This window comes from Rhodococcus sp. HNM0569 (assembly GCF_012726205.1).
GTDB lineage: Bacteria > Actinomycetota > Actinomycetes > Mycobacteriales > Mycobacteriaceae > Rhodococcus_F.
On record NZ_JAASAE010000006.1, the window covers coordinates 208,067 to 231,803 of the forward strand.

The 23,737-nt window shown below is 70.6% G+C and carries 18 protein-coding genes; 14 read left to right on the plus strand and 4 right to left on the minus strand.

Going from position 1 to position 23,737, the window contains the following annotated elements; genetic code table 11:
* The first annotated feature begins 63 nt into the window (after positions 1 to 63).
* Genes HCA44_RS10890 through HCA44_RS10910 form a run of 5 tightly spaced genes read left to right on the plus strand, consistent with a single transcriptional unit; the run spans position 64 to position 5,873 of the window.
* On the plus strand, positions 64 to 1,503 hold the full coding sequence (locus tag HCA44_RS10890; RefSeq protein WP_169648566.1) for a glucose-6-phosphate dehydrogenase (NADP(+)): 1,440 nt from the start codon (positions 64 to 66) through the stop codon (positions 1,501 to 1,503).
* Between the two features lie 49 nt (positions 1,504 to 1,552).
* Positions 1,553 to 2,221: a nucleotidyltransferase family protein gene (locus tag HCA44_RS10895; RefSeq protein ID WP_346764670.1), complete on the plus strand. Its 669-nt coding sequence runs from the start codon at positions 1,553 to 1,555 to the stop codon at positions 2,219 to 2,221.
* Between the two features lie 36 nt (positions 2,222 to 2,257).
* Complete coding sequence (locus HCA44_RS10900; RefSeq protein ID WP_169648567.1) at positions 2,258 to 2,797, plus strand: 2Fe-2S iron-sulfur cluster-binding protein; 540 nt, start codon at positions 2,258 to 2,260, stop codon at positions 2,795 to 2,797.
* A complete protein-coding gene (locus HCA44_RS10905; RefSeq protein ID WP_169648568.1) occupies positions 2,794 to 3,792 on the plus strand; it encodes a xanthine dehydrogenase family protein subunit M in 999 nt (332 codons plus the stop codon). Before HCA44_RS10900 ends, HCA44_RS10905 begins: the two co-directional genes overlap by 4 nt.
* Positions 3,789 to 5,873, plus strand: a complete 2,085-nt coding sequence (locus HCA44_RS10910) for a xanthine dehydrogenase family protein molybdopterin-binding subunit (protein WP_169648569.1) — start codon at positions 3,789 to 3,791, stop codon at positions 5,871 to 5,873. Before HCA44_RS10905 ends, HCA44_RS10910 begins: the two co-directional genes overlap by 4 nt.
* A gap of 39 nt (positions 5,874 to 5,912) precedes the next feature.
* Here HCA44_RS10910 and HCA44_RS10915 read toward each other — a convergent pair whose 3' ends face one another.
* Entirely contained in the window at positions 5,913 to 6,218 is a 306-nt protein-coding gene (locus HCA44_RS10915; RefSeq protein WP_169648570.1) for a hypothetical protein, read from the minus strand.
* A gap of 162 nt (positions 6,219 to 6,380) precedes the next feature.
* Here HCA44_RS10915 and HCA44_RS10920 point away from each other — a divergent pair, with 162 nt between their 5' ends.
* The 5 genes from HCA44_RS10920 (at position 6,381) to HCA44_RS10940 (ending at position 15,334) form a co-directional block, all read left to right on the plus strand.
* Positions 6,381 to 7,292 (plus strand): MBL fold metallo-hydrolase, encoded by a 912-nt coding sequence (locus HCA44_RS10920; RefSeq protein WP_169648571.1) that lies wholly within the window; start codon positions 6,381 to 6,383, stop codon positions 7,290 to 7,292.
* Positions 7,293 to 7,391: 99 nt separating this feature from the next.
* Positions 7,392 to 8,576 (plus strand): hypothetical protein, encoded by a 1,185-nt coding sequence (locus HCA44_RS10925; protein WP_169648572.1) that lies wholly within the window; start codon positions 7,392 to 7,394, stop codon positions 8,574 to 8,576.
* Positions 8,577 to 8,744: 168 nt separating this feature from the next.
* A complete protein-coding gene (locus HCA44_RS10930; protein ID WP_206037991.1) occupies positions 8,745 to 10,046 on the plus strand; it encodes a S1 family peptidase in 1,302 nt (433 codons plus the stop codon).
* Between the two features lie 61 nt (positions 10,047 to 10,107).
* A complete protein-coding gene (locus tag HCA44_RS10935; protein ID WP_169648573.1) occupies positions 10,108 to 11,406 on the plus strand; it encodes a S1 family peptidase in 1,299 nt (432 codons plus the stop codon).
* 304 nt (positions 11,407 to 11,710) lie between these two features.
* Positions 11,711 to 15,334 (plus strand): (Fe-S)-binding protein, encoded by a 3,624-nt coding sequence (locus HCA44_RS10940; protein WP_169648574.1) that lies wholly within the window; start codon positions 11,711 to 11,713, stop codon positions 15,332 to 15,334.
* Positions 15,335 to 15,471: 137 nt separating this feature from the next.
* On the opposite strand, the gene HCA44_RS10945 is transcribed toward HCA44_RS10940, so the two are convergent.
* Positions 15,472 to 17,427: a prolyl oligopeptidase family serine peptidase gene (locus HCA44_RS10945; protein WP_169648575.1), complete on the minus strand. Its 1,956-nt coding sequence runs from the start codon at positions 17,425 to 17,427 to the stop codon at positions 15,472 to 15,474.
* A gap of 91 nt (positions 17,428 to 17,518) precedes the next feature.
* Between HCA44_RS10945 and HCA44_RS10950 the strand changes: the two genes are divergently transcribed.
* The 3 genes from HCA44_RS10950 to HCA44_RS10960 all read left to right on the plus strand — a co-directional run bounded on the left by HCA44_RS10950 (position 17,519) and on the right by HCA44_RS10960 (position 20,150).
* Entirely contained in the window at positions 17,519 to 18,805 is a 1,287-nt protein-coding gene (locus HCA44_RS10950) for a pyridoxal phosphate-dependent aminotransferase (RefSeq protein WP_169648576.1), read from the plus strand.
* Positions 18,806 to 18,933: 128 nt separating this feature from the next.
* On the plus strand, positions 18,934 to 19,743 hold the full coding sequence (locus tag HCA44_RS10955; RefSeq protein ID WP_169648577.1) for a helix-turn-helix domain-containing protein: 810 nt from the start codon (positions 18,934 to 18,936) through the stop codon (positions 19,741 to 19,743).
* Positions 19,740 to 20,150, plus strand: coding sequence for a hypothetical protein (locus tag HCA44_RS10960; RefSeq protein WP_169648578.1), 411 nt, complete (start codon positions 19,740 to 19,742; stop codon positions 20,148 to 20,150). The genes HCA44_RS10955 and HCA44_RS10960 overlap by 4 nt, the downstream gene beginning before the upstream one ends.
* A gap of 14 nt (positions 20,151 to 20,164) precedes the next feature.
* On the opposite strand, the gene HCA44_RS10965 is transcribed toward HCA44_RS10960, so the two are convergent.
* Positions 20,165 to 21,247 carry an MAB_1171c family putative transporter gene (locus HCA44_RS10965; RefSeq protein WP_169648579.1) on the minus strand — a complete coding sequence of 361 codons (1,083 nt, stop codon included), beginning with the start codon at positions 21,245 to 21,247 and terminating at the stop codon, positions 20,165 to 20,167.
* A gap of 2 nt (positions 21,248 to 21,249) precedes the next feature.
* Positions 21,250 to 21,744: a hypothetical protein gene (locus HCA44_RS10970; RefSeq protein WP_206038022.1), complete on the minus strand. Its 495-nt coding sequence runs from the start codon at positions 21,742 to 21,744 to the stop codon at positions 21,250 to 21,252.
* A gap of 724 nt (positions 21,745 to 22,468) precedes the next feature.
* Between HCA44_RS10970 and HCA44_RS10975 the strand changes: the two genes are divergently transcribed.
* Positions 22,469 to 23,734: a YibE/F family protein gene (locus HCA44_RS10975; protein WP_169648580.1), complete on the plus strand. Its 1,266-nt coding sequence runs from the start codon at positions 22,469 to 22,471 to the stop codon at positions 23,732 to 23,734.
* Positions 23,735 to 23,737 lie beyond the last annotated feature (3 nt).

Below are 23,737 nucleotides of genomic sequence, written 5' to 3' on the forward strand. Positions count from 1 at the left end.
CGTGCCTCCGCTCTCCCGCAGCCTTTCCGCCCACGGCCCGCCTGCACGGAGCACAGTGGAGGCATGACGACCGGAGCCGACCGTCACGCACCGTTGCCCCCGACGCTGTTCGTCCTGTTCGGATCGACCGGCGACCTCGCCGCCCGCATGGTGCTGCCGGCGTTCTACCAACTGTTCACCGCGGGACTGCTGCCCGAGCACTGGGCACTCGTCGGCAACGGCAGGCACGCACTGAGCGACGACCAGTTCCGCACCCACACGCGTGACGCGATCACCGAACACGACCAGGCGCCCGACGACGACACGTGGCGCGAGTTCGTGCGCCACGTGCGCTATGCCGGGCGGGGGTTCACGCCAGACGATCCCGGCGAGCTGCTCGACGTCCTCGCGGAGGTGCGCCGCGTCATGGCCGAAGGCGGCTCCCGCGAACCCGCCGCGCTCGTCCACTACCTTGCGCTGCCGCCCGTCACGTTCGCCGACTACACGCGGGCGCTCGGTGCCCACGGGCTGGCGGAGGGTGCCCGGGTCGTCTACGAGAAGCCGTTCGGCACGTCGCGACGCACCTTCGAGGAACTCGACGTCGCGGTGCACGACGTCCTCGACGAGCAGCAGGTGTATCGCATCGACCATTTCCTCGGAAAGGAGAACGTGCAGAATCTGCACGTTCTGCGGTTCGCGAACGGCCTGTTCGAGGGCGTGTGGAATGCCGAACACGTCGCACAGGTGCAGATCGACGTGCCCGAGACACTCGACATCGACAATCGCGCCCGGTTCTACGACGCGACCGGCGCGGTCCTCGCCATGCTCGTGACACATCTGTTCCAGGTCGCGGCGGAGGTGGCGCTCGAGCCGCCGCCGACGCTCGGTGCCGACGACCTGCAGACCGCGCGCGAATCCGTGATCGCCGCGTTCCGGCCCCTCGCCCCGGGCGACGTCGTGCTCGGCCAGTACGACGGCTACCGCGCCGTCGACGGCGTCGCCGACGATTCGACCACCGACACCTTCGTCGCCGCGCGCCTGTGGGTCGACACCGACCGGTGGCGCGGCGTGCCCTTCCTGTTGCGGACCGGGAAGCGGATGGGAGTGTCGAAACAGTGGGTGAGCCTCGTGTTCCGAGCCGCCGACGGCCCCATCGCGGGTGTGCCACCGGACGGCACGGTGCTGTCCTTCGACCTGCAGGGCAACGGCGCGATCGACCTCGCGATGACCGTCAAGGAACCGGGACCGGGCAGCGAACTGGGCGTCGGACACACGACCTTGCCGTTGCAGACCGTGCCGCACGCCGCTCCACTCGCCCCCTACGCGCGTCTGCTGCTCGACGTCCTGCACGGCGACCGTTCGCTGTTCACCCGGCCCGACGGCCTCGCGCACGTGTGGGCCGTCGCCGGACCACTGCTCGACGACCCGCCCGCGGTGCAGCCGTACGCACCCGGCTCGATGGGGCCGCAGGCCGCGCAGCGGCTGCCGGGCGAGTTCGGCTGGTTGATCGGCGGCGCCGAGTGAACGGCCGCACTGTCGCATCGTGCGCGCCCGACGCACACAATACGACATCGTGACCGAACGCTGGGTGGCACCCGTGAGCGAACCCAGGAAGCCCGCCGTCGTCGGCATTGTGCTCGCCGCGGGCGCGGGCACCCGGTTCGGCCGCCCCAAGGCCGACGTCCGCGTCGACGGCGAACGTTTCGTCGACCGCGCCGTCCGCACACTGCGCGGCGGCGGCTGCTCGCGTGTGCTCGTCGTGACCGGCGCGCTGCCTCTCGCCCCTGTCGTGGGCGCGGAGATCGTGAGCAATCCGGAGTGGCGTTCGGGCATGGCGTCGTCGCTGCAAGCCGGGCTGGCCGCCGCGGCCGATGCCGACGCCGTCGTCGTGACGCTCGTCGACATGCCCTGGCTCGGGCCGGGGGCTGTCACGCGCCTGCTCGACGCGTTCGCGCGGGGCGCCCGCATCGCCGCCGCCGAGTACGACGGCACACGCGCACATCCGATCCTGTTCGCCCACGAGCATGTCCACGGCGTCGCGCGGGGGTCGACGGGTGACCGCGGCGCACGCGACTATCTCGCGGCGCACGCGCAGGAGGTGGTGGCCGTCGACTGCACCGGCACCGGCGACCCCCGTGACGTCGACACCGCGGACGACCTGGGTGCAGCGGACGACCTGGACGCGACTGCGGACGCCCCCGGCCCGCCCGATCGACCCCACCGCGACGGCGGCCCCGCGTAGCCTCGGCTCAGAACCCCGTCACGGGAGGAGCCCAGGTTGGCGACACCGTTCGAATCGGAGGTCACCGTCACCGTCGACGGCGTGGCCCACACGCTCACGCTCGACCACCGCACCACCTTGCTGGACGCGCTGCGCGACCGGCTCGGCGTCATGGCGGCCAAGAAGGGCTGCGATCACGGCCAGTGCGGTTCGTGCACCGTACTCGAGGACGGGCGACGCGTCACGACGTGCCTGTCGCTCGCCGTCGCGCACGACGGCGCGACGCTCACGACGGCGGACGGTCTCGCGGACGGCGACGAACTGCACCCGGTGCAGCAGGCGTTCGTCGATCTCGACGCCTTCCAATGCGGCTACTGCACACCGGGCCAGGTGTGCTCGACGGTCGCGATGCTCGACGAGGCGCGCGAAGGCAGGCCGAGTCACGTCACCGACGATCTCACCGCCGAGATCGCACTCGACGACGCCGAGATCCGGGAACGGTTGAGCGGCAACCTGTGCCGCTGCGGCGCGTATCCGAACATCATCGCGGCGGTGCACCGCGTTCTGGGCGACACCGGCTCGGGAGGTGCGCGATGATCCCCACCCGCTACCACCGGGCCACGGACGTCGACGACGCGGTCGCCGCGATCGCGTCCGACCCGGATGCGCGTTTCCTGGCGGGCGGCACCAATCTGGTCGACCACATGAAACTCGGCATCGCCGCTCCCTCACTGCTCGTCGACGTCACGCGGCTGCCGCTCGACACGATCACGCCCACCGACGACGGCGGAGTGCGAGTGGGCGCGACCGTTCGCAACAGCGACCTCGCGGCGGACCCCGTTGTACGACAGGACTATCCGATTCTCGCCCGGGCCCTGCTCGCGGGCGCCTCGCCGCAGTTGCGCAACCTCGCGACCACCGCGGGCAACCTTCTGCAGCGCACGCGGTGCGTGTACTTCCAGGACCCGTCGACCCCGTGCAACAAGCGCGAGCCGGGCACCGGATGCAGCGCCGACGGCGGATTCACGCGCTACCACGCGGTGCTCGGATCCTCCCCCGCGTGCTACGCGACGCATCCGTCGGACATGGCCGTCGCCCTCGCGGCACTCGACGCGCAGGTGATCGTGGTGGGTCCGGACGGCGAGGAACGCATACCCGCGGCACACTTCCACCGGCTCCCCGGAGACGCCCCGGAGGCCGACACCGTACTGCCACACGACCGGTTGATCGTCGCGGTCGAGTTGCCGCCGCCGGTCGCGGGCACGGCGGGGACGTACCGCAAGGTGCGCGACCGCGCGTCGTACGCCTTCGCGCTCGTGTCCGTTGCGGCCGAGGTCGTCGCGACGCCGGAGTCGATCACGCACGCGCGCATCGCCATCGGCGGTGTGGCGCACAAGCCGTGGCGTGCGACACTCGCCGAGCGAGTGCTGTTGCGCGACGGCGCGGGCACACCGTCCGTCGAACTCTTCCGCGAGGCGGCCGAGGCCGAGTTCGTCGCCGCGGAACCCATGCAGGGCAACGAGTTCAAGGTGCCACTCGCGGTGCGCACGCTCACCGCGGTACTGCGCGATCTCACCGGGGCGACGTCGTGACCGCCGTCGGACGTGCCACCACACGGCTCGACGGGCCGGCCAAGGTGCGCGGCGCCGCGCCCTACGCGTACGAACACGACGTGGAAGCCCGCGCATATCTGCACGCGATCACCTCGACCGTCGCGCGCGGCACCGTCGTCACGATGGACACCGCCGAAGCGGAAGCCGTCGACGGGGTGCTCACCGTGCTGAACGCCTGGACCGCACCGAGTCTCGCCGACACGTCGGACGGCGAGTTCACGATCCTGCAGGCCCCCGAGGTCGCCTTCCGCGGCCAGATCGTGGGCGCGGTGGCCGCCGAGACTCCCGAGGCCGCGCGGCATGCGGCGTCGCTCGTGCACGTCGAGTACGACGAGGAGACGCACGACACCGGCTTCCACGTCGAACACCCCGCGGGCATCCGGCCGGCACAGGTCAACGGCGGCAACGACACCGAAACCGGCGAGGGCGACGTCGACGCGGCGTTCGCGGCCGGTCCGGCATTCGTGGTCGACGAGTTCTACTCGACGCCGGAGGAACACAACAATCCGCTCGAGCCGCACTGCGTCGTCGCACACTGGGAGCCCGACGACGAGGTACTCACGCTGTACGACTCGACGCAGAGCGCAGCGGGTGTCGCCGACGCGCTCGCGCCCGTGCTCGGCCTCGACGCCGGGCGCATCCACGTGATCTCTCCGTACGTGGGCGGCGGATTCGGCTCCAAGGGAGCGCCGCACGCCCACAACGTCCTCGCCGCGCTCGCCGCGTGGCGGCTGCCCGGGCGTTCGATCGTGCTCGCGGTGACCCGTCAGCAGATGTTCGAGTTCGTCGGGTACCGCAGTCCCACCGTCTCGCACCTCCGGCTCGGCGCCGACGCCGACGGCCGTCTCGTCGCACTCGTGCACGACGCCACGGTGCAGACCGCAACCGTCAAGGAGTTCGCGGAGCAGGCCGCGGTGCCGTCGCGCACGATGTACGCGGCGCGCAACCGTCGCACGTCGCACCGCCTCGTGCCGCTCGACGTGCCGATCCCGTTCTGGATGCGGGCGCCGGGCGAGGCGCCCGGCATGTTCGCGCTCGAGGTCGCGATGGACGAACTCGCCGAGCGCACCGGCATCGACCCGATCGAACTGCGCGTCCGCAACGAGCCCGATGTCGATCCGCAGTCGGGCAAGCCGTGGTCGTCGCGCCGGCTCGTCGACTGTCTGCGCGACGGCGCCGACTGGTTCGGGTGGGCCGGACGAGATCCGGCACCTGCCACCCGGGTGGAAGGCCGGTATCTCGTCGGCACCGGCGTCGCGAGCGCCACCTATCCGCACATGTACAACACGGGTTCGAGCGCGTCGGTGCGTCTGCTCGCCGACGACCGGTACGCGGTCTGCACGTCGGCGGCCGACATCGGTACGGGCGCGCTCACCGCGCTCACTCTCGTCGCGGCCGACGCACTCGGGGTACCACCCGAACGCATCGACATGCAGATCGGCGACAGCGCGCTCCCCGCGGCGTCGGTCGCGGGCGGGTCGAGCGGCACGGTGTCGTGGAGTTCCGCGATCGTCGCGGCCGCCCGCGAGTTCCGGGTCCGGCACGGCGACGAACCGGAGATCGGCGCCACCGTCACGGCGTCGACGCCCGAGAACCCGGCGCTCGAGTCGGTCGCCGCGCACTCGTTCGGCGCACACTTCGCACAGGTCCGCGTCGACCGCGACACCGGCGAGATCCGGGTGTCCCGCATGCGCAGCGTGTTCTCCGTCGGCCGCGTCGTCAACCCGGTGACCGTACGTTCCCAGTTCCTCGGCGGCATGACCTTCGGCCTGTCGATGGCGTTGCAGGAGGAGAGCATTCGCGACCATCGGTTCGGCCACGTCGTGACGCACGATCTCGCGTCCTACCACTTCCCGGTCAACGCCGACATCGAGGATCTCGACGCCCGATGGCTCGACGAGACCGACGACGCCGCGTCGCCGCTCGGCATCCGCGGGGCAGGCGAGATCGGCATCGTCGGCTCGGCGGCCGCCGTCGCGAATGCGGTGTGGCACGCGACCGGGGTGCGCGTGCGACAGTTGCCCGTCCACGCGGACGACCTGCTGGCCGCCCTGCCCTGAACCGCCCTGCGCGAGCTGCACCGCCGTGATCCGTGCGCGTCACGGGCACGGATCGCCGTCCGGGTCGACGGCCTCGTTGCTCGTCCCGGAGAAGTTCGGGTCGGTGTCGGGCACGTCGTTGGTGGTACCCCCTACATAGGGCCTGCCGGTGGGCACGTCGTTGGTCGTGCCCTCCCACGACGGGGCCTCCGTCGTCGCACAGGCCTCGTTCACGACGGTCGCCTCCGGGAGATCGGCCGCGTGGGCGAGCACGCCACCGGACAACGGGAGTACGACGGCAAAAGCCGACAGCGCGGCGGCCGCGAACGTGGCTCGAACGGTGCGGGTACGTCGATTCGTGAGCATGAGCGAACCTCTCTGTCGATGCGGCCGGTACAGCTTCGATGCTCGTGCGCGCAGCGCCCGGGCACCTCCGGGCCTGCACCTGGTCTGCGCGTGGGTGGTCGCCCCGAGAAGACCCCTGCCCGAGTGGGCACCGGGTAGAAAGAAACCCGGAAGGGAGACGAGATGCGACTGCCCTGGGCCAGGCCCTCGCTCGACGAGTTCACCCGGACGCGGACCGATCCCGCGGCGCCGGTGCGTGCCACCTTCCTCGGCACGAGCAGCATCCTGTTCGACGACCGCACGCACCGTGTGCTGATCGACGGCTTCCTCACGCGCCCGTCGCTTCCCCGCGTGGTCGCAGGCCGCGTCGCACCCGATCTCGACACGATCGACCGCACGCTCACCCGGCTGCAGGTCGCCGAGCTCGACGCCGTCGTGTGCGCACACTCGCACTACGACCACGCGCTCGACGCCCCCGCGATCGCCGAACGCACCGGCGCGGTGCTGGTCGGATCGGAGTCGACGCTCAACCTCGGCCGCGGGTGGGGCCTTCGGAACAGCGTCCTGCGCCAGGTCGACACGCACCCGATGCGGTTCGGCGACTTCACGCTCGAGTTCGTCCGCTCGGTGCACAGTCACGGCGACCGCATGCCCGGCACGATCGACACCCCGCTGCGTCTGCCCGCGCGGGCCACGGCGCTCAAGACCGGCGAGTGCTACGCGATCTCGGTCGAGCACCACGGCCGCACCGTGCTCGTGCACGCGAGTGCGGGCTTCGTTCCCGGCTTCCTCGCGGGCCGTCGCGCCGACACCGTGTACCTCGGCGTCGGCGCACTCGGCCGGCGCGACGAGCAGTTCCGCAACGACTACTGGGACGAGGTCGTGCTCGCGACCGGCGCACGGCAGGTCGTCCCCGTCCACTGGGACGACTTCTTCCGTCCGCTGCACCGGCCGCTGCGCCCGATGCCGCTCGCCGCCGACGACGTCGGCACGGCGCTCGACTTCGTACGCACCCGGGCCGCCCGCGACGGCGTGCAGGTGGCACTGCCCGTCGCGTGGGAGCCCACCGATCCGTTCGCACCCGTCGCGGACTGACCGGGAACCGTCCGGGCACTACCTGTAACTTCTCCCCGGACCTGACAGTTCTCGCGGAATCGCCCTTCCCGAGCCGAGCCAGCGCGCAAAGGACACCACATGCCCACCGGAGTCGGACTCACGATCGCCGACGACCTCTCGACCGCCGTCGTCCTCGCCCCCGGGGAAGAACCCGAGGTCGTCGAACGCGCGACAGTGGTCTCGACCGCCGAGGACGGCACGGTGTCACTGGGCGAGCCCGAACCGGATTCCGACGCGCGCGCCACGATCCGGGGCTTCGTCGCACTCGTCGGCGCACCCGAAGGCGTCGAGTACGCGGGCACCATGACCCGCGCCGAGGATCTCGTCGCGACCGCCGCGTTCTGCCTGTTCCGCGACGCGGTCGCGGGCGTCGCCGAGCCGGTCCGCGCGGTCGTCACGCATCCCGACGACTGGGCGGACAGTGCGGTCACGAGCCTGCGCGGCGCACTCGACTACATGGGGCTGCAGAGCGCCGAGCTGGTGTCCGAATCCACCGCGCGCGCGGCGCTCACCGGCGAGGGTGATGCCGCAGCCACCGAGACGGCGAAGGACCTCGCGCGGGGCGCGGCGACGATCGGTGCCGGACTCGCCGTGCCCGAGGCGTCGGCCGACGCCGACACCGAATCGCTGCCGCCGGTCGCGGCTCCGGTACAGACCGCATACTCGGCGGTCGTGCCCGCGGTCGGGACACGCTATCCGGAGTCGGCGATTCCCGCGGCAACCGGCTCGACCCGAGCAGCGACAACCGGCTCGACCCGAGCGGCGGCAACCGGCTCGGCCCGAGCGGCCGCGCCCGCCGCCGTGCGGGCCCGCCTCCGTGTGCCGGACCGTCGTTCGCTCGCCGTGGCGGGTGCTGTCGCGGGCGCTCTGGTCGTCGGCGGCGGGCTGATCGCCGGGGCGCTGACACTCACGTCGTCGGCGGAGTCGGACCTCCCCCCGGTGCGCGACGTCGTGGTCGTACCCGAGCCGACGACCACGCGGGCGCTGCCCACCACGACCACCACGACCGAGCCTGTCGTCGTGGCACCGCCGGTCACGACCGAGGAGCCGATCCCGACCACCACGGTCGCGCCGGAGCCGACCACGACCACCCCTGAATCGACCCCCACCACGACGACCGAGCCGACGCTCACGATGCCGACCATCACGACGACCACCGAGTCGACCACGAAGAGCACCACGACGACCACCACCGCGCCGACGACCACGACCACCACGACCACCGCGAGCACGACCACCACGACCACGAAATCGGCGAACTAACGGCGATTTCGCGCTCCGGCCACGGGCGATGCGGGGGCCGTCCACAGCGGGCCGTCGGGGTGACCTGGGCCGCAGTGATCCACCCGCGTCGAAGCGCGCGACGTGACATAGGGTAAGGCGCTGACACCGACGGACCGCCCGACTCTGGACGGGCTCAGAAGGGAATACATGCGTACCGTGCTGGCGCACCGCGCCGCCGTAGTGAGCGCTGCGGCGATGCTTCTGGTCCTCCCGTTCGGAGGCACCGCTTCCGCCGAGCCGAGCCCCCAGCTCCCTGCCGATCGGCTGCCGGCGGAGCTCGTGGAGGCGATCACCCGAGACCTCGGGATCAGCCCCCAGGAGTACCTCGACCGCGCCGCGCGAGCACAGGAGCTCGGCACGTACGCGCAGGACTTCCGCGACGAGCATCCCGACGGCTTCGCCGGTGCGTGGATCGGCGACGACGGCAATCCGGTCGTCGCGGTCACCACCACCGAGGCCGCGGAGGTCGCGGCGAGCGCGGGGTACACCACGCGTCTCGCGCCGGTGTCCGCGGGCAGCCTCGAACAGACCCTCGCCGACGTCAACAAGTGGATCGCAGGCCTGCCGAGGGACGTTGCATCGCAGATCAACTCGGCGTCGGTCGACGTGCTCGACAATCGCGTCGTGCTCGACGTCGTCAACAGCCCGATCGGTCGTGCGCTCAACCTGCCGACGCTCCTCGCGAACGTCAAGGTGATGCTGAGCCCCGGTCAGGGCGGCCCCGTCGAGCCCACGCCGATGGGCGGCGACACGTACGTCACCACCAAGGGCGACATCGCCGACACCCCGCCCGACGAGATCTCGCTGTGCTCGTTCGGCTTCGCGGCCACCGACGGCAACGGCTCACCCGTCAACGTCAGTGCAGGCCACTGCAACCCCGAGCAGGGCTCGGCGTCTCCCGTCTACCTGCCCGACGCGGGCGAGATCGGCAAGAGCCGGCAGATCGGCTCGTTCCGCGAGTCCACCGTCGGTGGCGCAGCGAACGGCCTCGACTACTCGGTCATCGCACTGAACGATGCGGGCGTGGAGGCCGGGCTCGACCGTCCGCTGGTGCGCGGCGCCAACGGCACCACGCTCACGATCACCGGCGTCGCACGCCCGGTGGTCGGCGCACCCATCTGCAAGTCCGGGCAGAGCTCGTCGTTCACATGTGGTGTCGTCGCGGCCGACCAGGTGCAGACACAGTTGTACGTCGCCGACGGTTCGAGCCGCACGGTGTCCGGTTTCGCGGGCACGGCATGCACACTCGCGGGCGACAGCGGCGGCGCGATCGTCACGGGCACCCTCGCACTGGGCATCACGAGCGGCTCCAACGCGAGCGGCGCCCCCAACTGCACCGAGGCCAACCTTGTCCTCGCGCCGGAGGGCGGCACCGCCAGCCTCGGCATCCCGGTCACCGGCATCGTCGACGCCGTCCCCGGCCTGACCCTGCGCACCGGCAACAGCTGAGCATCGCGCGTTACCGTCCCAGCCCTCGGGTCCGCCCCCGAGGACCGAGAGAAAGGCCCTCATGCGTTTCACCGCACGCCGCGTCGCAGTGACGGGAGCAGCAGCGCTGCTCGCGTTGTCCCCGCTCGCCGGAACGGCCTCGGCAGAGCCCGCGGCACCGTCCGACCAGGGGGCCGCGCTTCCTGCGGAGCTGGTCGATGCGCTCGCGCGCGACCTGCAGCTCAGCCCCGACCAGTACCTCGAACGGTCCGACCTGGCACAACGGCTCGCCCAGTTCGCGTCGGACGCCCGTGCGCAGTATCCCGAGGTGTTCGCGGGTAGCTGGCTCGACGAGCAGGGCAACGCGGTCGTCGCCGTCGCGCCCGGCGACGATCACGACGCCGCCGCCCGCGCGGCCACCGACGCCGGCTACACCGTCACCGAGGCGGCGCAGAGCGAGCGCGCACTCACCGACAAGGCATCCGAGCTCGACACGTGGCTCGCCGAACAGCCCGCCGCGATCGCGGACGCGGTCCGTGGTGTCACCGTCGACATCCGCGGCAACGGCCTCGTGCTGCGCACCGACGACGTCGCCGGCTTCGAGCTGCCCGACTTCCTCGACGGTGCGCGCGTCGTGTTCGCGCCCGCACCCGCGCCGCTGCAGCCGTCGAACCTCGAGGGGGTGTCCGACGTCCTCGCGCCCGACGCCCTCCTCGGCGGCGACGCCTTCGGAGCGAAGGGCGGCGGCACCGGCCTGCGCTGTTCGCTCGGATTCAACGGCACCGACGCGTCGGGTCGGCCGATCAACCTCACCGCCGGGCACTGCGACCCGAACCTCCCCGCGGCAGGCACGGGCGACTCGTCGGAGGCGTTCGCGTTGTCGCCGAACGGCACGGGCCCGCGCCTCGGCACGTTCGCGAAGAGCAACCTCGACGGCCACGACTACGCGATCATCCGGGCCGACGACGCGTCGCGGCACCGCTTCGAGAACAACGGCGTGCGCGTACCCGGCGCGGCACCACTCGCGATCACCGGCACGGCACAACCCGTCGTCGGCGCACCGGTGTGCAAGTCGGGCACCACGAGCGGGTTCAACTGCGGCATCGTGCAGACGGTGGGCCAGACCGTCGAGGTCGGTAATCGCGTCCTCACCGACGGCTTCTCCACCAACCTGTGCGCGCTGCAGGGCGACAGCGGCGGCCCCATCGTGACCGGCACCCGTGCGCTGGGCATCTCGAGCGCGTCGAATGTCGGGCAGTACCCGCTGTGCCAGATCGCGGACATCGTCGGCTTCGTACTCGGCCAGGGCCCGGAACTGTTCGCGACGCCGGTCGAAACGATCCTCGGCGACAACCCCGGGGTGAACGTCCGCACGAACTGACACTTTCGTCGCTTCGGTCCGGGTGGCCGCGACGTCACACTCGGTGCGCTCGTTGCGCACGATGTGGCCTCGCGGCCACACACGTTCGAGGGCCCGACGTCGCCGCGACACGAACTTAGGCAAGCCTGGCGTAGTGGCGCAGATCGCCCACGCCTACCGTGACGGGTACGTATGCCCCATATCACGCCAAAGGGTATTACCGACCAGTAACATCCCCCTTGTTACCCGCGGGTAACTTACCGGGGGTTAGGATGCTGTGCAGTCCCGAGGTGGCTCGACGCCGCCGTGAACGAAAGGCCGCGACATGAATGCCCTGACGATTACGTTGGGCACCATCGGCGTGCTGCTGAGCCTTCCCGCGTGGGGGTCGTTCTTCAGCGGCGTCTGGCGGATCGTCAGTGCCATCCGCATTGGCCAGCCCGCCCCGGATCGGTGGCGCCCGTTCTTCCCGCGCTTCAAGCAGATGGTCGTGGAGTTCCTCGCGCACACCCGCATGAACAAGTTCCGCACCGTCGGCTGGGCGCACTGGCTGGTGATGATCGGCTTCCTCCTCGGCTCGATCGTGGCGATGGAGGCGTACATCCAGACGTTCGACCCCGAGGGGCACTGGCCGCTCATCGGTGGCACGGCGGTCTACCACTTCATCGACGAACTCCTCGGCATCGGCACCGTCATCGGTGGCGTCACGCTGGTGATCATCCGTCAGCTCAACCACCCGCGCCGGCCCGCGCGCCAATCGCGCTTCGGCGGCTCGAACTTCCGCGCGGCGTACTTCGTCGAGACGGTCGTCATCATCGAGGGCCTCGGCATGATCCTCGTGAAGGCGGGCAAGATCGCCACCTTCGGTCACGCCAACGCCTGGACCGACTTCTTCACGATGCGCGTCGCCGAGCTGCTGCCTGCGAGCCCGGAGATGGTGTCCGCCTTCGCGTTCGTCAAGCTCATGTCGGCCATGGTCTGGCTCTACATCGTCGGCAGGAACATCAACTGGGGTGTCGCCTGGCACCGCTTCTCGGCGTTCTTCAACATCTACTTCAAGCGCGAGGACGACGGCGACGTCGCGCTCGGCGCCCTCAAGCCGATGATGTCGGGCGGCAAGCCGATCGACATGGAAGAAGCCGACCCCGACAACGACACCTTCGGTGCGGGCAACGTCGAGGACTTCTCGTGGAAGGGCTGGCTCGACTTCACCACGTGCACCGAGTGCGGCCGCTGCCAGTCGCAGTGCCCCGCGTGGAACACCGGCAAGCCGCTGAGCCCGAAGCTGCTCATCATGTCGCTGCGCGACCACGGCTACGCGAAGGCGCCGTACCTGCTCGCGGGCGGCCGCAAGGACATGGGCGGCGACGAGGTCGGCCTGGTCGACGCCGACGGCAACGTCCGCGAGGACGCGCTCGCGAAGATCCCCGAAGCCGCACGTGCCGAAGCGGGCCGCAAGCTCGTCGGCGAGACCGACGCGCTCGTCGAGGCGGGCGAGCTCGCACCGGTCATCGATGCCGAGACACTGTGGTCGTGCACCAACTGCGGCGCGTGTGTCGAGCAGTGCCCGGTCGACATCGAGCACGTCGACCACATCGTCGACATGCGCCGCTACCAGGTCCTCATCGAATCGGAGTTCCCGTCCGAGCTCGCGGGCCTGTTCAAGAACCTCGAGAACAAGGGCAACCCCTGGGGCCAGAACGCGAAGGATCGCCTCAACTGGATCCAGGAGATGGACTTCGACATCCCGGTGTTCGGCCAGGATGCCGACACCTTCGAGGACTACGAGTACCTGTTCTGGGTCGGCTGCGCCGGCGCCTACGAGGACCGCGCGAAGAAGACCACGAAGGCCGTCGCGGAGCTCCTCGCGACCGCGGGCGTCAAGTTCATGGTCCTCGGCGCCGAGGAGACCTGCACCGGCGACTCGGCTCGCCGCGCGGGCAACGAGTTCCTGTTCCAGCAGCTCGCGATGCAGAACATCGAGACGCTGAACTCGGTGTTCGACGGCGTCGAGGAGCGCAAGCGCAAGATCGTCGTGACCTGTGCGCACTGCTTCAACGCACTCGGCAACGAGTACCCGCAGGTGGGTGGCAAGTACGACGTCGTGCACCACACGCAGCTGCTCAACCGCCTCGTGCGGCAGAAGAAGCTCGTGCCGGTCGCGCCGGTCGGCGAGAACGTCACGTACCACGACCCGTGCTTCCTCGGCCGCCACAACAAGGTGTACGACGCGCCACGTGAACTCATGTCCGCATCGGGCACGTCGCTGCAGGAGATGCCGCGGCACGGCGAGCGGTCGATGTGCTGTGGCGCCGGTGGCGCCCGCATGTGGATGGAAGAGAAGATCGGCAAGCGGATCAACATCGACCGCGTCGACGAAGCGCTCGACACCCTGGGCGGCGACGGCTCGTCGCCGCAGAAGATCGCGACCGGCTGCCCGTTCTGCCGTGTCATGCTCACCGACGGTGTCACAGCCGCGCAGGAAGGCGGCAAGGGCGAGGGCGTCGAGGTCGTCGACGTCGCACAGCTGATGCTGTCGTCCGTCGAGCGGCTCGATCCCGCGAAGCTCACCGAGAACATCAAGGTGATCCCGCGGCCGAAGTCCGAGAAGCCCGCCGAGCGCGTGGAGGAAGCGGCCGAGACGGTCGAATCGCAGCGCGTCGAGGAGATCGAGGAGCCTGCCGAGACGCCCGCGAGCACCGCGGGCAAGCCTGCCGGTGGTGGGCTGGGCATGAAGGGTGCGGGCAAGGCACCCGGTGGCGGTCTCGGCATGAAGGGTGCCGGCAAGGCACCCGGTGCGAAGGCGCCGGGCGCGAAGGCACCCGGTGGGCTGGGCATGAAGGGTGCCGCGAAGGCACCCGGCAAGAAGGCGGCCCCCGCCGCCGAGCCCGCCGACGCCGCGACCGACTCCGCAGCCGCACCGAGCGAGGCGCCCAAGGGCGGTGGCCTCGGCATGAAGGGCGCTGCGAAGGCACCGGGCGGCAAGGGTCTGCAGATGAAGGGCGCCGGCAAGGCCCCCGGAGCGAAGGCACCGGGCGCGAAGCCCGCGGAGGCCGCAACCACGGAAGCCGAAACCACCGAGGCTCCCGCCGACTCCGCTTCCGCAGCACCGAAGCCCAAGGGCCCGGGCCTGCAGATGAAGGGTGCGGGCAAGGCTCCCGGCAAGGGGCTCCAGATGAAGGGCGCCGGCAAGGCTCCGGGTGCGAAGAAGCCCGAAGCCGCGGCACCTGCCGACGCTGCACCGACCCCGGCGGAACCCGAATCGGCACCGGCCGAGGCCCAGTCGGCACCGGCCGAGCCGAAGGCTCCCCCGGCAGCCAAGCCCGGCGGTCTCGGCTTCAAGTCGGGCGCGAAGGCCCCCGGCCCGAAGGCGCCGGGCGCGAAGAAGCCCGAAGCCACGGCACCTGCCGACGCTGCACCGACCCCGGCGGAACCCGAATCGGCACCGGCCGAGGCCCAGTCGGCACCGGCCGAGCCGAAGGCTCCCCCGGCAGCCAAGCCCGGCGGTCTCGGCTTCAAGTCGGGCGCGAAGGCTCCGGGCCCGAAGGCGCCGGGTGCGAAGAAGCCCGAAGCCACGGCACCTGCCGACGCTGCACCGACCCCGGCCGAGCCCGAATCGGCACCGACCGCGGCGGAGAAGCCGGAAACGGCGAGCGCGCCGGACACCGCGAGCGCGCCCGAGCCAGCGCAGGCGAAGCCGGGCGGTCTCGGCTTCAAGGCGGGCGCGAAGGCTCCGGCCCCGAAGGCGCCGGGTGCGACGAAGCCCGAAGCCACGGCACCTGCCGACGCTGCACCGACCCCGGCCGAGCCCGAATCGGCACCGACCGAGGCGGAGAAGCCGGAAACGTCGAGCGCGCCGGACACCTCGAGCGCGCCCGAGCCACCGCAGGCGAAGCCGGGCGGTCTCGGCTTCAAGTCGGGCGCGAAGGCCCCCGGCCGCAAGAAGTAGATCGGCACGCAAGCGCCCCACTCGCACGACGCGGGTGGGGCGCTTGGCGTTTCACACACCTTTCGGCGTCGCGCCACCGGTTTCGTCCACCGGGACCGTATCCGCGACGCCGGCTGGGCGGTAACCCGGTGTGTAGGTCAGGAACGCTCGGGACGCCACAGTTCGAGCACCGGAATGCCCGGCGGCTCGAACCCGAGCACTTGTCCGTAGAACGACAGTTCGGCATTGCGCGCACGGATCTGGCTGTCGACGCGGCGGAAACCGTGCGATTCGCCGGGGAACGCGAGGTATGCGTGCGGGATGCCCTTCGCCACCAGCGCATCGCGGAACCGCTCGGCCTGCGCGGGCGGCACGATCGGGTCGTCGAGACCTTGCAGCAACAGCACGGGGCAGTTCAATCCGTCGACGTTCTCGAGCGGCGCCCGCTCGCGGTACAGGTCGGCGGCCTCGGGCAGCGGGCCGATGAGACCGTCGATGTAGCGCGACTCGAAGTCGTGGGTCTCCTCGACGAACTTCTCGAGCTCTGCGACACCGTAATACGATGCACCACAAGCGAACACGTCCGACGTCGTGAGCGCCGACAGCACCGTCCACCCTCCCGCCGAGCCACCCTCGATCGCGAGCCGGTCGCGGTCGGCGAGCCCCTGCTCGGCGAGCCCGAGCACCGCGGTCACCACGTCCTCGACGTCGACGACACCCCACTGGCCACGCAGCCGGTTGCGGTACTCACGGCCGTAGCCGGTGGAGCCGCCGTAGTTGACGTCGATCACGCCGATGCCGCGACTGGTGAAGAACGCGAAGACGGGGCTGAGCACCGGCGCGACGTGCGCGGTCGGCCCGCCGTGCACGAACGCGACGTACGGCGGCTTCTCCCCTTCCATGCCCTCGTAGGACGGATTGAGCGGCGGGTAGGCGATCGCATGCACGTCGCGCCCGTTGCCGTCGAATGTGAGTTGCACTGCATCGGGACGGAATTCGGGCGCGGGCAGTTCGTCGGACGAGAGCCGCACGGTCGTGATCTCGCCCGAGGCCCGGTTGTAGGTGCGCAGCCCGGCCGCGGCGCGCGCTCCTGCGGTGCGCAGCAGCACGACGTCGTCTCGTTCGTCGCACAGCGCCAGCGACGTGAACGCACCGAGGTCGAGATCGGAGAGCGAGCCGTCCTTGGTGTCGAGCACCGACAGCGTGTCGGTGCCGAGCGTGTGGACCGCGACGATCTCGCCCTGCTCGACGGGCAGGTACCACTTGCTGCCGAGATTCCACAGCGGTCCGCCGAAGTCGGCGGCCAGGGGGTGCAAGGGTGTCGGCTCGCCCCCGGCCACCGGCACTCGGTAGAGATTCCACCAGCCGGTGCGATCGCTCACGACGTACAGATCGGTGAAACCGGTCCACTGCGGCTGCAGCACCGACTCCTCGGGGCCACCCAGGAGCGTCACCGGTTCGCCCGACGCGACGCCGTCCGCGAGTGGAACCACGCGCAGTTCGGTTCCGTCCCACGGCATCCGTGGGTGGTCCCATGCGATCCACGCGAGCGAACGACCGTCGGGCGACACCCGCGGGTACGCGAGGAAATCGGATCCGCCGACCACCGACCGCACCTTCGACGCGTCGTCGGCCGCGGAACCGTCGAGCGGGATCGCGCAGATGTCGCGTGTGACGGCGCCGGACTCGTCGTGCCGCTCGCGCACGGCCCACACCTCGCGTCCGACGGCCTGCAGGTCGGCGTACCGCCACGCGCCGGGGCGCGGCGGCTCGGGGGTGAGCGGCCAGGGCGTCGCTCCGCGCAGCAGGTACACGCGCTGGTCGCTGTACTCGGCGAAGACGAGCCGGCCGGTGCCGATCGACGTCCACGCGCCGCCGCCGTACTCGTGCACGCGAGTGCGGGCGTTCCACGGCGGCGGCAGGATGTCTTCGGGCGCGCCGTCGAGGCCGGTGCGGCGGATCGCCATGCGTCCGCCTTCCGACGGCCGCAGCTCCGCCCACCACACGTCGTCGCCGACGAAACGCCCGCCCTCCACCGGGTGACCGGCGGCCGCGAGATCCTTCGCGGTGATCGGCGAAGGCCAGGATCCGTACGGGGCGCGCGTCACAGGCATGGACCGACGATATATCCGGCACCTCGTCGGCAGGGGCGATCCTGCCTGCGGTATCGCAGTCTCGGAAACCCGATTGCGGCCGGGTGGAAGAATGGGCCGGGTGAGCACTCCAGAACCGGACCCGCGCCCGCAGGGCCGCCTCGAACAGCCCAGCCCGCGGCCGCGGCGCCTCGAGCAGTCCACCAAACTGCAGAACGTCGTCTACGAGATCCGTGGCCCGGTGCACGCGCACGCCGCCCGGCTCGAGGCGGAGGGTCACCGCATCCTCAAGCTGAACATCGGCAACCCGGCGCCGTTCGGTTTCGAGGCGCCGGACGTCATCATGCGCGACATGATCGCGGCGCTGCCGCACGCGCAGGGCTACTCGGAGTCGAAGGGCATCCTGTCGGCGCGGCGCGCGATCGCGACGCGCTACGAACTGGTCCCCGGCTTCCCGGAGCTCGACGTCGACGACATCTACCTGGGCAACGGCGTGTCCGAGCTCATCACGATCACGATGCAGGCGCTGCTCGACAACGGCGACGAGGTGCTCATCCCCGCGCCCGACTACCCGCTGTGGACTGCCATGACGAGCCTCGCGGGCGGGCGCGCCGTGCACTATCTGTGCGACGAGGACAACGACTGGAATCCGGATATCGCGGACATCGAGTCGAAGATCACCGACAAGACCAAGGCGCTGCTGGTGATCAACCCGAACAATCCGACGGGCGCGGTCTACTCCGAGGAAGTGCTCCAACAGATCGTCGACCTCGCCCGTCGGCACTCGCTGCTGCTGCTCGCGGACGAGATCTACGACAAGATCCTCTACGACGACGCGAAGCACACGTCGCTCGCGTCGCTCGCTCCCGACCTGCTGTGCCTCACGTTCAACGGGTTGTCGAAGGCGTACCGCGTGGCCGGCTACCGCTCGGGCTGGCTCGCGATCACCGGCCCGAAGGATCACGCGAAGGGCTTCCTGGAGGGCGTCGACCTGCTCGCGTCGTCGCGGCTGTGCCCCAACGTGCCTGCTCAGCACGCGATCCAGGTGGCGCTGGGCGGATACCAGACGATCGACGACCTCGTGCTGCCCGGTGGCCGGCTGCTCGAACAGCGCGACGTCGCGTGGGAGCACCTCAACATGATTCCGGGGGTGTCCTGCGTCAAGCCTCGCGGCGCGCTGTACGCGTTCCCGCGGCTGGATCCCGAGGTGTACGAGATCCACGACGACGAGAAGCTCGTGCAGGACCTGCTGCTCCAGGAGAAGATCCTGATGGTGCAGGGCACCGGGTTCAACTGGCCCGCGCACGATCACCTGCGCATCGTGACCCTCCCGTGGGCCCGCGATCTCGCGGTGGCCATCGAGCGGTTCGGCAACTTCCTCACGAGTTACAAGCAGTAGTCCGGCAGGACAGCTGCAAGCAGTAAGTCCGAAGGACAGGGCCCGTGGCTGTGGGCAGGGAAGCCACACTCGTGTAGCTTTCCTGTCGCCGCCACCGCGGCGGCACGGCAAGGCGTTTGGGGGAGGTTATGGGGGGACACGCGGACACGAGCGGCGACGGGCGCGCGGGGGACGCACCGTCGACGCCGCGCGAGCGGTTCGGCCGGTACGTCTACCACCGGCGGCGGATGCTCAATCTCACGCAGGACGACGTGACCGCCGCGGGCGGTCCGTCGGATGCGGCGCAGACGCGCGCCGAGAACGGCACCGGGCCCACGCCCAGTACGTCGACGCTGCGCAAACTCGACCTCGCGCTCGAATGGGAGCCGGGCAGCGCGGCCCGCACACTCGAAGGCGGCGAACCGGTGCCGCTCGAAGACGCGTCGCCACCGGCTCCGGCACCGCCTGCTCTGCAACTCGGGCCCAGCCAGATCCCGCTCGAGCTCGAGACGCTCGTCGAACTGCTCGACCCGCATGCGCGTCTCGCGCGCATCGCCGCCGAGAACCCGGACGTGCCCGGCCTCGCGGACGCGTCGGGCGAACTCGACCGGGTCGTGTCGAAGATCACGGGCGCGTACGTCACGCGCCTCCTCGAAGCGAACGGTGGGCCCGACGGTCCGCGTCAGCCTCTGCTCGAGTTCGCGTTCGGGCATCTGCTCGAGATCCCGGCGGCGCACGACGACCCGTCCGAACTGGAAGAAGCGCTGTACCGGCGGTACCTGTACGGCCGGTCCGCCGACCTGGACACCTCGACGCGCGAGAGGTTCCGCCGCCGGTGGGAGGGCAGACGCGCACGCACAGGAGGCCGCGCGTCCGGATTCGGAACACTGTCGTCCGCACCGCACTCGCCTGCGTCGAGCACGAGCTCCACCGGCTTGGATACGGCGGCGACGGCATGAGCAGCACCTTCGGCCACCGCCTCGACATCGCGATCGACGCCGCCCATCCGCGCGGCACGCCGCCGCGCAGCGATGGTGCGATCGCGGCCGGGTTGTCCCGCGATCTCGATCGGGACGTGCCCGAGTCGGCGATCGCGCAGTGGCGTGCGACGGCCGACGCCGACGACATCGCACCCGACGTCCTCGAGGCACTCGCACGACGGTTCGGTTGCCCGGTCGAGTACCTGCGCGACGGCGACGACGACTACGAGGTGCAGTTGCGTTTCCAGACCGCGGTACGCGACGCCGACGTGCGGCACCTGTCGTTCCGACGGGTCGGCCAGCCGGCGGGGTTGTCGGCGGGCGAGATGCGTGCGTGGATCACGATGCTCACGTCGCTGCCCGCACCGCATTCGACGGGTCGCTGACCCCGGGCTGCCCGCTACGCGGCGATCTCCCAGCACGCGGCGACACTGCGCAGTCCGGCGAGGTCGCCGGACAGATGCAGGGCGCGGGCGCGCGACTGCGCGGCGGACGGGTGCTGCACACCGTTGCCGGTGGGCCGCGCGCGTGCCGCGATCCGCAATGCCGCCGCGACGACGGCGGGATCGTCGGACAGCTCCGCGGGCAGGCCCGGTTCGAGCACGAGGATCGCGTCGCGGATCTCGACCGACATGCGGTGCAGGCGGTCGCTGTGCGAGAGCGCGCGACGGTCCACTCGGCGCAGCGGCAGCACCACCTCGGGCACCGCGGTGGTGAGCGTGCGCCACATCGGGCGCAGGCTGCGGACACCGGCCTTCGCGGCCCGTTCGCGCACGAAACGTTGCACGAGGGGCCGCGCGATCATCGCGAACATCACGGCGGTGACGAGTATTGCGATCACTGCGCCCGACTCGAGCACCGGTTCGAGGATCGGCCAGGTCGTGTGGAAGTAGTCGGCGACGCCCGCGACGAGACCGGTCACGAGGTACAGCGACACCGCGCCCGACAGGAATGCGAGCAGGGCGACCGATCTCCGCTCGCGGCCCCGCACGCGCGTGATGCCGCGGATCGCGAGCACGAGCACCGACACCGCGACGATCAGGAGCGGGCCCGAGAACACGCTCGCGTACACCACGAACGCCCAGTCCGGGCCTTCGCGAACGTCGACGCCGAGCCGGAAGGCCTGGTAACCCACCACGCACATGACCACCGCGAGCGCGAGCGCGACGGCCGTCGCGGCGGGCCACACCCAGCGGTACTTCCGCGGGCCGTGCCACCACGACGAGAACAACGCGTATGCCGACGCGCCCGCGAGCAGGAACAGCGAGTTCTGCAGCATCGACCCCGCGCCGTGGAAGGTGACCGAGTCGATCGCGGGACGCACGCCCGGCAGCGCGACGGTGGCGCCTGCGGCCATGAGCAGCGCGGTGGCGTTGAGGATGCGCTGGGCACGAGTCGCGCGCACGTACAGCAGGCGCAGCACGACGATGTACCACAGCGGCGCCACCACCAGTGCCGGCAGCGCGACGGCGAGAACGTCCACCGTCAGAGGCTTCCGACGATGCGACTCGCGGTGCGGTCCGCGCTCCCGTGGGAGCGCATCGTCGACATCACGAGGGTTGCGAGCAGCTCAGCGTCGTACTCCTGCCGATCGCTGTAGCTCGACCGACCGAAGACCGCACGCACCGTGCCCGCGGTCGGCACGGCCGCGCGCACCTCTGCGAGCACATCGGTCGACCCGGGCCCGCGGGTGTCTCCCGCGTCTGCGCGCGTCGCGGGATCCTCGTCGTGACGCAACAGCATGTGGGCGAGCTCGTGGCACACGATGTGTGTCGCGTGCCGAGCCGACGTGTGGTCGGCGTACAGGACGACGTCGTCGTGTTCGCGCGCGAGCCACAGACCCGAGTGCCCGTACTGCACGAGTTCGGCCCGCACGGGCACGAGCGTGATGGAGCGCTTTCGCCGCTCGGCGACGGCCGCGACGAGTGTGTCGCGGCGCCACCCGGACGGAAGGGACAGTTCGTCCACGAGGCAGCGCAGCTTGCGCATCCGCGCGGACGGCACGAGCCGCTTCGCACGTCGCGCCGCCCCCTGCATGCGGGACGTCCTGCTCACTTCGCGCCGCCTTCGTGGTCGCCGGGAACCGTTCGATGCCCCGCCGCGAAGCACGACTCGACAGGCGGGATGCGCCCCATTGTAGGAAGCAAGCCGGTGACCAGCGGATCCAGGTGGGTGCACGGTTGTCACGACGACGCGAAAATCGGTCGCAGGGTCTTTTTTTCGCGATAAGTTGACGAGGCCCCCGGGTCTGTCGGTAGATTGGGCCGTGGCACTTCACAGTGCCTCGAGCACCTGCCGCCCCTCCCCCCCCCTGTGGGCGCAGGTTGGTGGCGGGGTCAACCCCCCCTGTACCCCGCCACCCAGCTCGGCAAATCCCTCCACCGCTGCCGATTCCCCGGTTTCACGGTTTCCAGAACTCGCCTGCCGCCAGACTTCGACGTCGCCATCCGCGGCCGTCCGATTCGACCGGTCTGCGCGCGGAGCTCACCCCTCGACGAACCGAGTTCCGTACGCGCGTCGCAACATCCGGCCTTGCGAAAGTTATTGAACCACACAAGCGACAGCGAAGCCACACGGCGGCAACAGGCAGACCTTCGAGGGCCGCAGGCATGCATTCGAGCGGCAACGGCGGTACACGCCTGGTAGACGGCCCACGCTCGCTACGCTGACCGAGTGCTGACCTCTCACCCGATCGGACGCCCGCATGCCTGAATCGAGTCGCGGCCACGGCCACGGCCACTCCGGGCCGGTTCCAGTCGGCCCGGTCGCGGCGCGCGTCGTCGTCGGACTGCTCGTCGTCACGGCGATCGTCGTCGCAGGCGCCGTTATCGCACTGTGGCCGTCGCAGCAGGCGACCGAGATCCCCCTGTTCCAGGACGGTACGGGCGGCACCGGCGTGACCGAGGCGGGCACGGTCACCGCGCAGAGTATCGGCCCGTGCGGAAGCCCCTCGGCCGGCACGCCTTTCACCGGATCACCGGTACCGCCTGCCACCTCGGCCTACGAGTGCCACCGCAGCCTCGTGTCGATCGAGTCGGGCCCGAACGACGGTGCCCAGACCCTGCTCGAGATCGTGCCCGGTCCGGGACAACCTGATCTGCAGGTCGGCGACGACGTCCGGCTCATGCGGATGAACGACCCGTCGGGCGCGACCCTGTACAGCTTCGAGGACTACGCGCGCGGCATGCCCCTGCTGCTGATCGTGCTGGCGTTCGCGGTCGTGATCGTCGTCGTCGCGCGCTGGCGTGGGCTGCGCGCACTCATCGGCATCGGCATCGCGTTCGGCGTGCTCGTCGTGTTCACCCTTCCCGCGCTCCTCGACGGCAAGCCCGCGATCCCGGTTGCGCTGGTCACCGGCGCGGTGATCCTGTACGCGGTCCTGTATCTCGCACACGGGTTCTCGCTCCGCACCAGTTCGGCGTTGCTGGGCACACTGGCGTCGATGGTCGTCGCCGCGCTGTTGTCTTACGCGACGATCGAGGCGACCCGGCTCACCGGTCTGTCCGAGGAACAGAACACCAACGTGCAGACCTATCTGCAGCACGTGAGCATCACCGGCCTGTTGCTCGCGGGCTTCATCATCGGCTCGCTCGGTGTGCTCAACGACGTCACCATCACGCAGGCGTCGTCGGCCTTCGAACTCGCGTCGCTCGACGAAAGTGCTTCACGTCGAGAGATCTTCGGCTCCGCGATGCGCGTGGGCCGCGACCACATCGCGAGCACGGTCTACACACTGGTCCTTGCGTATGCGGGCGGTGCGCTGCCGTTGCTGCTGCTGTTCAGCGTCGCGGGCAGGTCCTTCCAGGACGTTCTCACGAGCGACGCGGTCGCGATCGAGATCGCGCGATCGGCGGTGGGTGGCATCGCCCTCGCGTTGTCGGTGCCGCTCACCACCGGTGTCGCGGTGCTCCTGGCACGGCCCGTCGGCCGGCGACAGCCGGTGCGCAAGGCAGGCAAGCACTCGCGCTGATCG